The sequence below is a fragment of the Enterobacter sp. HG048 genome (assembly GCF_024702055.1).
GTDB lineage: Bacteria > Pseudomonadota > Gammaproteobacteria > Enterobacterales > Enterobacteriaceae > Enterobacter > Enterobacter dykesii.
Window position 1 is genome coordinate 1 of the sequence record NZ_JANLIZ010000031.1, and the last position, 8369, is coordinate 8369.

The 8369-nt window shown below is 60.3% G+C and carries 9 protein-coding genes and 1 pseudogene; 2 read left to right on the forward strand and 8 right to left on the reverse strand.

What is annotated here, in order from left to right:
- Both mltC and NUX24_RS21450 read left to right on the forward strand, forming a co-directional pair.
- Nucleotides 1-177 (forward strand): annotated as a pseudogene (gene mltC, locus NUX24_RS21445) (membrane-bound lytic murein transglycosylase MltC); the annotation flags it as partial.
- A gap of 224 nt (nt 178-401) precedes the next feature.
- Complete coding sequence (locus NUX24_RS21450) at nt 402-1658, forward strand: nucleoside permease (protein ID WP_257834033.1); 1257 nt, start codon at nt 402-404, stop codon at nt 1656-1658.
- Between the two features lie 18 nt (nt 1659-1676).
- Here NUX24_RS21450 and citG read toward each other — a convergent pair whose 3' ends face one another.
- From citG to NUX24_RS21490, 8 genes are all read right to left on the reverse strand, one after another.
- Nucleotides 1677-2486, reverse strand: a complete 810-nt coding sequence (gene citG / locus NUX24_RS21455) for a triphosphoribosyl-dephospho-CoA synthase CitG (protein WP_257834035.1) — start codon at nt 2484-2486, stop codon at nt 1677-1679.
- Complete coding sequence (citX, locus tag NUX24_RS21460; protein WP_257834037.1) at nt 2464-3003, reverse strand: citrate lyase holo-[acyl-carrier protein] synthase; 540 nt, start codon at nt 3001-3003, stop codon at nt 2464-2466. Before citX ends, citG begins: the two co-directional genes overlap by 23 nt.
- 2 nt (nt 3004-3005) lie before the next feature.
- Nucleotides 3006-4523, reverse strand: coding sequence for a citrate lyase subunit alpha (citF, locus tag NUX24_RS21465; protein ID WP_126785797.1), 1518 nt, complete (start codon nt 4521-4523; stop codon nt 3006-3008).
- A 10-nt stretch (nt 4524-4533) separates the two neighbouring features.
- Complete coding sequence (gene citE / locus NUX24_RS21470; protein WP_194401890.1) at nt 4534-5409, reverse strand: citrate (pro-3S)-lyase subunit beta; 876 nt, start codon at nt 5407-5409, stop codon at nt 4534-4536.
- Nucleotides 5406-5699 carry a citrate lyase acyl carrier protein gene (gene citD / locus NUX24_RS21475; protein WP_008499773.1) on the reverse strand — a complete coding sequence of 98 codons (294 nt, stop codon included), beginning with the start codon at nt 5697-5699 and terminating at the stop codon, nt 5406-5408. Before citD ends, citE begins: the two co-directional genes overlap by 4 nt.
- A gap of 16 nt (nt 5700-5715) precedes the next feature.
- Entirely contained in the window at nt 5716-6738 is a 1023-nt protein-coding gene (citC, locus tag NUX24_RS21480; protein ID WP_257834044.1) for a [citrate (pro-3S)-lyase] ligase, read from the reverse strand.
- 10 nt (nt 6739-6748) lie between these two features.
- Complete coding sequence (locus NUX24_RS21485; protein WP_021242089.1) at nt 6749-7612, reverse strand: fumarylacetoacetate hydrolase family protein; 864 nt, start codon at nt 7610-7612, stop codon at nt 6749-6751.
- Between the two features lie 17 nt (nt 7613-7629).
- A partial coding sequence (locus tag NUX24_RS21490; protein WP_257834047.1) for a 2-hydroxycarboxylate transporter family protein occupies nt 7630-8369 on the reverse strand: 740 nt, incomplete at its 5' end.

Sequence of the window (8369 nt, forward strand, 5' to 3'; positions counted from 1 at the left end):
GGTGCGGGCAGCGTGCTTCGCGTCTTCTCAAATGACAAAGTGCAGGCCGCGAACATCATCAACAGCATGGCGCCGGGGGATGTCTACTCTACCCTCACCACCCGCCACCCGTCTGCGGAATCCCGCCGCTATCTGTATAAGGTGAATACGGCGCAGAAGAACTATCGTCGCCGCTAAAAAACACCCCTCACCCTAACCCTCTCCCCAAAAGGGAGAGGGAACGTGAACACCCATACGAAAATGTTATTTGCATCACAATCCAAACTGCAAATTAATGTGGATTGCATTTTTTTGCGGGAGGTAACAAAACATATTGTTGCCAACTGATAGAATTGCATCAAATAACAACCCTGAATGTTCCCAAAACAACATATCTCCCGCTCACTTGTGAGGAAAGTAACATGAACCTTAAGCTGCAGCTTAAAATTTTGTCGTTTCTGCAGTTCTGCCTGTGGGGTAGCTGGCTGACTACACTCGGCTCCTATATGTTTGTGACGCTCAAGTTCGATGGTGCGTCAATCGGTGCCGTATACAGCTCGCTCGGTATTGCGGCTGTCTTCATGCCAACGCTGCTGGGCATCGTGGCGGATAAATGGTTGAGTGCGAAATGGCTGTACATGCTTTGCCATCTGGTGGGCGCGGGGACGCTGTGTATGGCAGCCCAGGTGACCACGCCAGGGGCGATGTTCATGGTGATCCTGCTTAACTCGCTGGCCTATATGCCAACGCTTGGCCTGATCAACACCATCTCCTACTATCGCCTGAAGTCTGCGGATATGGATATCGTGACCGATTTCCCGCCAATCCGTATCTGGGGCACCATCGGCTTTATCATGGCGATGTGGGGCGTGAGCTTCGCAGGCTTCGAACTGAGCCATATGCAGCTCTATATCGGTGCGGCACTCTCCGTGGTGCTGGCGATCTTCACCCTGACGCTGCCAACCATTCCGGTTTCTAACCAGCAGAAAAACCAGAGCTGGAGCACCATGCTCGGCCTGGACGCCTTCGCGCTGTTTAAAAACAAACGCATGGCGATCTTCTTTATCTTCTCCATGCTGCTGGGAGCAGAGCTGCAGATCACCAACATGTTCGGCAACACCTTCCTGCACAGCTTCGATAACAACCCGCTGTTCTCCGGCAGCTTTATCGTTGAACATGCGTCGGTGATGATGTCCATCTCTCAGATCTCTGAGACGCTGTTCATCCTGACCATCCCGTTCTTCCTGAGCCGCTACGGCATCAAAAATGTCATGCTGATCAGTATCGCGGCGTGGATGTTGCGCTTCGGTCTGTTCGCCTACGGCGACCCAAGCCCGTTCGGTACCGTGCTGCTGGTGCTGTCGATGATCGTTTACGGCTGCGCCTTCGACTTCTTCAATATCTCTGGTTCGGTGTTTGTGGAAAAAGAGGTGAAGCCTGAAATCCGCGCCAGCGCGCAGGGTATGTTCCTGATGATGACCAACGGCTTCGGCTGTATTCTGGGCGGCGTGGTAAGCGGTAAAGTCGTTGAGATGTACACCACCAATGGCATTACCAACTGGCAGCCTGTGTGGCTGATCTTCGCCGCATACTCGCTGGTGCTGTTCTTCGCGTTCATCGCGCTGTTCAAGTACAAGCATGTACGCGTGCCGAATGGTGCACAGCCAGTCGCACATTAATGACGATCCCCTCTCCTTTCAGGAGAGGGGTAATTTCGACAGCACCCACCCCACCGACAGCAAATCCGCGCTGCCGCCCGGGCTCAGATTACGCTCAATCAATGCTTTATCCATCTTAAGCAGCGCCTCGCGATCCCAGCCGTTAGCCAGTAATTCCCGCGCATAGCCCTGAACGTAGCGCAGCCCTTCAATGCCGCCTCGCGACACGAGATTACTGTCCTGATTGACCGCCATCAGGCGCAACAGCAGGCCGTGAAGCGACTGTCCGTTCCACTGCGCCAGCGCCTTACGCGCCGTCGCAAAGCCGCTTTCCGCCTCGCCGCGCGCGCCGGTTAAGCCGTACAGATGAAACTGCCGCTCGCCCGCCGTCGCCTGTCCGCCGCGGGCGGCCAGCTCACGCGACACCAGCCCGCTGCAGATGTTACTCACCTCACAACAGAGGCTGTCTGCGGAGATATTTTTCACACGCCCGGCGGTGAAGCACAGTAAACCTAGGGCAAAAATCCCGCCCTTGTGGGTGTTCACTCCGTTCGTTGCGGCGTACATCGCCTGTTCACAGGCCATCCCCATCGGGCGGATAATGCGAAGCTGTGCGTCAGCGGGTTTATCTGCATGTGCGTTACCCAGTTCAGCAAAGCGCGAAAACCACGGCGTAATCGCCGCAATGCTGCGGACGAACAGCGCGTGGTTCATATCGCGATGGGAACCGTTATTGAGCTTGTCCACCAGCCCCGGCTTGGGCGTCAGCTCCAGCTCCTGCCACAGCGCCGCTTCGGCAAGCGCGGGCACATCAACCGGGCGCGGTTTAGTCGCGAGCAAACCAGTCATCGATCGTCTTCTCCACGCGGGAAACCACCTGCTCAAGGGGGTGATTGCGCGAACGGGAACAGGCATGAGCGGGTTCGTCGCAGATCAGGCAGCGTCTGAGATTCGCCCCCAGCGACTGACGCCCGACGTGGCCGTGCTGAGGACAGATCACGTCCAGATCCCACAGCCTGCCGAGCGGGTGCGTCTGCTCCAGCTCCGCGCAGTGCGCTTTGATTTCCACCGCGGGATGGGCCACGCACCACAGGGCTTCTGGCCCGGTCGGGAGCCACAGCACCTGGCGGTCCAGCACCGGCCAGCGGTTTTCCCACAGCAGCTGGTCGCACATCTGCAGCGCCACGCCCATGGTATTGCGATAGCGCAGGCTGTCTTTGATTTCCCCTGGCGTGACCAGCGTGAGGGAAATCACCGGTTGTTGATAGTGCGTAAGCATGTCAGCCTGTCGCGCCGCGCGGCGATCTTTCGCCGCCAGCAGTTCGTCAAGGCTGACACCCGCCCGCACGGGTGTCGCTATTGTCATAACTACTCCTTTACCTGTCGCACGGTGTCGATCACGCTGCCGTCGCGGTAGCGGATCACCCCGACGATTTTGTCGGTAAATTCAATCGGTTTCGGTACGCCGGTCAGGGAAATCGCCCGCTCGTAAAGCGCGCTGATATCCACAACTTTGAGCCCGGCTTCCAGCAGGCGCTCGCGGATCTCCGGCCGCGCCGGGTTGACCGCAATGCCGTGGTCGGTAACCAGCACGTCGATGCTTTCGCCCGGCGTGAGGCGCGTGGTGACACGCTTCACGACCGTTGGAATGCGGCTGCGCAGCAGCGGCGCTACGACGATGGTCAGGTTTGCCGCGGCGGCCACGTCGCAGTGTCCGCCGGACGCGCCGCGCATCACGCCGTCGGAGCCGGTGATAACGTTGACGTTGAAATCAACGTCGATTTCCAGCGCGCTGAGGATCACCACGTCAAGCTGGTCGCAGCTTGCCGCCTTGCTGCCAGGGTTGGCGTAAACGTTGGTGGAGATCTCCACGTGGTTCGGGTTACGTGCCAGCGAAGCCGCCGCCTGGCCGTCAAAGCACTGGGTATCGAGCAGCTTTTCGATGAGCCCCTTTTCGTGCAGATCCACCAGGCTACCGGTGATGCCGCCGAGCGCAAAGCGCGCCTTCACGCCGCTGCGCTCCATCTTCTCTTCCATAAAGCGCGTGCAGGCGGTCGCCGCCGCGCCGGAGCCGGTCTGCATCGAGAAGCCCGGTTTGAAGTAGCCGGAGTGTTCAATGACGTCCGCCGCATAGCGGGCGATCATCAGCTCGCGCGGGTTGCTGGTGACGCGCGCCGCGCCGACGCTGATTTTCGCCGGGTCGCCCACGCTTTCAACCTGCACGATGTAGTCCACCTGGTCCTGCACCAGGCTGGCGGGCATATTGGGGAACGGCACCAGTTCTTCAGTCAGCAACACCACCTTACGGGCAAAGTGCGCGTCCACCATGGCGTAGCCGAGGGAGCCGCAGCACGATTTACCGTGTGTCCCGTTGGCGTTGCCAAACTCATCGCTGCACGGCACGCCGAGAAACGCCACGTCGATATTCAGCTCGCCGTCCTGGAGCAGCTTCACGCGCCCGCCGTGGGAGTGGATTTGCACCGGCTCGTCCATCAGCCCGTGGGAGATGGCGTCCGCCAGCCTGCCGCGCATGCCCGAGGTGTAAATCCGGGTGATGACGCCGCTTTCAATATGCTCGATCAGCGCGTCGTTGCAGGTCATCAGCGAGCTGGAGGCCAGCGTCAGGTTTTTGAAGCCCATGCGCGCCAGCAGCGCCACAACGGTGTTGATCACCCGGTCGCCTTCGCGAAACGCATGGTGGAAGGAGATGGTCATCCCGTCCTGCAGGCCGCAGCGCTTAACCGCCTCTTCCACAGAGGCGCAGAGCTTGCGGCTGTGCTTCGCGTCGCTGTCCGCCAGCCACGGCGTAGCGCTGTGGGCGGTATCAAAGGGTTTTAAGTCCCGCAGATGGGGAAAATTCACGTGAAGAAGTTCAGTCTGATTCATTGTCTCATCCTTACCGACGCACGCCGGAGGCCGCCGCGCGCTCCAGCACCACCTGCGCATGGTTAATAATCGGTGCATCTACCATTTTGCCGTTAAGCGACACCACGCCCAGGCCGTTACGCTCGCCCTCTTCTGCAGCCTCAATCACCCTTTTGGCGTGATCCACCTCTTCCTGAGTCGGGGCGTAGGCGTTGTGCAGCAGGTCAATCTGGCGTGGGTTAATCAGCGATTTGCCGTTAAAGCCCATCTTGCGGATCAGATCGACCTCGCGCAGGAACCCGGCCTCGTCGTTAACGTCTGACCACACCACGTCGAAGGCGTCGATACCCGCCGCGCGGGCGGCGTGCAGCACGGCGCAGCGGGCGTAGAACAGCTCGGTGCCGTCGCCGCGCTCGGTCTGCATGTCCATCACGTAGTCAAAGGCGGCCAGCGCAATCCCGATGAGGCGCACAGAGCTGCGGGCAATCGCCACGGCGTTGATGACGCCAATGGCCGACTCAATCGCCGCCATCACCCGGGTGGAGCCGACCTCGCGGCCGCACGCCTGCTCAATGCGTTCGAGGTGGCCTTCCAGCTCGTAGATATCGTCCGGCGTGTCGGTTTTCGGCAGGCGGATCACGTCCACGCCGGCCCGCACGGCGGCCTCCAGATCCAGCAGGCCAAACGGCGTGCTGAGCGGGTTAATGCGCACCACGGTTTCGATATCCTGATACATCGGGTGCTGCAGGGCGTGGAACACCAGCATGCGCGCGGTATCCTTCTCGCGCAGGGCAACGGCGTCCTCAAGATCAAACATGATGGAGTCAGGACGGTAGATAAATGCGGTGGAGAGCATGGCGGCGTTAGCGCCCGGCAGGAACAGCATACTGCGGCGGAGTTTGCTCATTTCAGCGCCCCCCAGTTGATGGCCTGTTCATCGGCGGCACGCATCAGCGCGCTTTGCAGGCGGGCGCGGATCACACAATCCAGCGCCCCTTTGTCTTCAATAATGATTAATCCCTGGTGCACGTTCATGGCGCGCAACGTGTCGTTGACCACCTGGCGAATCTGCTCGCCAAACTGCTTAATCACTTCACTGTGGATGACTATCTCCAGCTCGCCGTGAGCGGGAGCGATTTTCACCATCAGGTCGCTGGACTCCTGCGTTCCGGCCAGCGCCTCCCTTACAATTTTCATGATAAATTCCTGGTAGTTAAGCGACTTCCGCACTCGCACGGTAATGCGTTTCGAGATGCGCGAAGGTGGAGTCCGGGACAATCTCCCGGATCCGGGAAAACTGCTGTGTCTTCAGTAAGCGACGCACTTCCGACGCCGATATGGCGTTGCCGGTGGCCTTGATGCGCGGCATTTCCACCACCTCAATATGCGAGGCCAGCAGGTCGTGCAGCGTCTGGTTGTACTGGCGGGTGATATCGCAGAACGGCTCCGAGCCGATGAAGCGGTGCGTGATGCCGAGCGCCGGGGCGATAAAGTCCCGGAAGATCAGCACGTCGATTTCGCTCCACGCCTGCTGCACCCTGCCGGTCTCCTTCAGGAAGTAGGCCGGGAAGGTGGCGCGGGAGATGATGTACTGCGAGCCCTCATGCACCACGACGTTCGGCAGATGCGCCACGCCCGCGCGCACCATCTCGAGGCGCGCGCTGAACGGGAAGAACGACGCGTCTTCACGCACCACGAACAGGTGCAGGGCGTCGCACTGCGCCGCCGCCTGCTCCACCAGATGGCGATGGCCGAGGGTGAACGGATTGGCGTTCATCACTATCGCGCCAATGTTCTCCCCGCACTTGCGCTTCGCGCGCAGAGAACGGCAGTAGCGCTCGATCCCCTGCGGGGTGTTCTCCATCAGCACGGCGTTGTTCCCGCTCTGGGCAATCGGCCAGAATCCGCTGCGGGCAAAGCGCTCCCGGTTGCACGGACGGGTGCAGAGGAAGAGGTGAAAATGGCCGCACTCCAGCGCCGCATTTTCCACCTCTGCCAGCAGCCGCGCGCTGAGGTTCTCGCCGCGAAGCTGCTCGTTAACCGCCACGCACTTGATGACGTTGGCAGCAAGCCCTGCGCAACCCACCAGCTGCGAGCCGGACCAGGCTTCGACAAACAGCGTGATGTCGTTGTCCAGGCCAAGGCCGCTGTCTGCCAGCAGGTAACGGATCTGGCTTAAGCGTTCCGGGTGTTTCGCCACGACGGTGTGGCGAAAATCGATGGGTTGACTGTTCATGCCGCCTTACTCAGTGTGCTGCCGCAAGCCCGACGGCTGGCGCTTCCACGATCACGTTGCTGAGATGACCGATATGCTCGATCTCCACCTCAATGCGATCCCCCTCTTTCATAAACAGCGGCGGATTGCGCTTTTTACCCACGCCGCCAGGGGAGCCGGTGATGATCACATCGCCCGGGCTGAGGCGGGTGAAGGTGCTGATGTACTCGATCAGCTCCGCAACCTTGTGGATCATGCTGCTGGTGTTGTCTTCCTGCACCATGCGGCCGTTCAGCCAGGTGCGGATCGCAAGCTGGTGCGGATCCGGGATCTCATCCGCCGTTGCCATCCACGGCCCAAACGCGCCGGTTTTGCGCCAGTTTTTACCGGCGGTAAACCAGGTGTGCTGCCAGTCGCGGGCGGAGCCGTCCATGTAGCAGCTGTAGCCCGCCACGTGGCGCAGGGCGTCATCGCGGCTGATGTTCTCCCCCCCTTTGCCGATGATCACCGCCAGCTCGCCTTCATAGTCGAATTCGCTGGAGTGGCGCGGCTTCAGCACCGGCTCGTTGTGGCCGGTCTGTGAATCCGGGAAGCGGACAAACAGCGTCGGGGCCGGGTTATGCTGGTCAAACTCCTTGCGCTTGTCGGCATAGTTCATGCCCACGCAGAGGATCTTTTCCGGCTGCTCGATCACCGGTAAGAAGGTGATGGCGCTCATCGGCACGTCCACGGCATCGTTCAGGTAGCGGGTGGCCTGCGCCAGCCCGTTGCCCTGCAGCAGCGCCTTAAGGTCGCTGTAGCGGTCGCCGAGACGGCGGCCTAAATCAATCACGCCGTCGGCCTGTACGATGCCGTAGCTGCGTTTTCCCTGGTATAAAAAGCTTGCGAGTTTCATTGTTCTTTCCTGAAAACTTAAACGAGGAAGTTGCCCAGAATCAGCAGTGAGACAGAGACGTTAATCGCTCCGCCGATACGGGTAGCAATCTGGGCGAACGGCATCAGGCTCATGCGGTTGCCTGCGGTCAGGATCGCCACGTCGCCGGTACCGCCCTGGCCGCTCTGGCAGCAGGAGACGATGGCGACATCAATCGGGTGCATACCAATCTTTTTGCCGACGAAGAAGCCGGTTGCCACCAGTGCGGAAACGGTGCTGACAATCACCAGCAGGTTGCTGACGGTGAACGCTGCCACCAGTTCATGCCACGGGGTGATGGCCACGCCGACGGCGAAGAGGATTGGGTAGGTCACTGAGGTCTGGAAGAATTTGTACACCACCTGAGAGCCTTCCAGCAGGCGCGGAGAGGCGCCGTTGCAGAGCTTCACCAGGACCGCCATAAACAGCATGCCAACTGGTGCAGGCAGGCCAATCAGCTTGTGGCCGAGCATGCCCAGCATGTAGAGCAGCACCGCCAGCAGCGCGCCGGAGGCGATAGTGGTGACGTCCGCTTTGCCGGAAAACACAGGCTGAGAGACCGTAGCATCGGCATTCGCGCGGTTAGGCATCAGCTGGCCTTCACCGGTCAGGTGCGGGAAGCGTTTACCGAGCTGGTTCAGGCAGCCGGAGATGATGATTGCCGTCAGACCGCCGAGCATCACCATCGGCAGCACGCGGCCGAGCGCTACGCCCTGGTCCATGTGCAGCAGGGTGGCAT